The sequence below is a fragment of the Shewanella sp. 10N.286.51.B2 genome (assembly GCF_041469265.1).
Lineage (GTDB): Bacteria > Pseudomonadota > Gammaproteobacteria > Enterobacterales > Shewanellaceae > Shewanella.
Genome location: NZ_JBFRKH010000107.1, coordinates 1 through 1,408 on the forward strand (window position 1 = coordinate 1; position 1,408 = coordinate 1,408).

At 44.3% G+C, this 1,408-nt stretch carries 1 protein-coding gene; it reads left to right on the plus strand.

The features are described from left to right. The coding region (locus AB4140_RS19530; RefSeq protein WP_372002289.1) for a VCBS domain-containing protein at positions 1 to 1,408 on the plus strand (1,408 nt) is incomplete at both ends.

Sequence of the window (1,408 nt, forward strand, 5' to 3'; positions counted from 1 at the left end):
GCAGGAACAAGTACCGCACAATTAACCGAAGACAAAGACGTCCATCAAGGACAACTTCATGTCGATGGTGCCCTCACTGTTACTGATGTCGATACAGGACAAAACCAATTCCAGGCCACTGTGCAACAAGGTCAATTTGGTGCGCTTTCTTTAAATGAATTAGGTTATTGGACTTACACTGCTGATAATTCTCAGCCAGCGATTCAAGGTCTGAAAACTGGCGAGTCGCTCACCGATACGCTAGTTGTTCATAGTGTTGATGGCACAGAGCAAAAAATCACTGTGACCATTAACGGCACTGATGATAAAGCGGTGATTGGCGGTACAAGTTCAGCACAATTAACCGAAGACAAAGACGTCCATCAAGGACAACTGCATGTTGATGGCGCATTAACCGTTACTGATGTTGATAATGGTCAAAATCAATTCCAAGCCACAGTACAACAAGGACAATTTGGCTCACTGGCGTTAAATGAATTAGGTCACTGGACTTATACGGCTGATAATTCACAACCATCTATTCAAAGTTTAAAAACAGGTGAAACGGTAACTGATACCTTAGTCGTTCATTCTATAGATGGCACCGAGCAACAGATCACAGTCACCATCAATGGCACTGACGATAAAGCTGTTATTACTGGAATTTCAACAGGTGACGTTGATGAAGGTCATGGCAGTTTTGGCGATATGTCACCAGATTATGCACAACCTGGTATGGCTAAACTTGGACAAGCTGCATTAACCGCTGATGGCAAGTTAGATATTGTTGACCCTGATACTGGTGAATCACAGTTTGACTCTAAAGGCGGTGCTTGGAACAATTCATACCACGGACAATATGGACATTTATTGTTAAACAGTGATGGAACTTGGCACTACGACGTGACGGTTGGCAGCGTAGATTGGGTCGGCAATAGAAAAACAACTATCGGTTCAACTATAGATAAACTCGGAGAAGGACAAACATTAACTGATACAATCACTATCCAATCAAAAGATGGTACTTCCCACGACATTGTTATTACCATTCATGGTGATAATGACCGCCCTTACTGTTCATCTGAAGTTGTGATTGTAAATGGCAGCGAAGATACCCGCCAAACTCTGACTACCGCACAACTGCTGGCTAATACCGTGGACGTCGATACAAACGATGCTGGATTACTCACAATTGAAAACCTGCATGCCGACCACGGCTCCATTTTGAACAATGCCGATGGTAGCTTCACCTTTACGCCTGAAACAGACTATAACGGCTCGGTGCATTTTAATTACGATGTCAAAGATGCCCACGGCGGTATCACCCATACAGGTGCGTCAACCACGCTCGCGGCAGTGGGTGATGCTGCAATTATCACTGGCGTTGATACTGGTTCAATAACCGAAAACAGCGCGGGTGTCGACATGT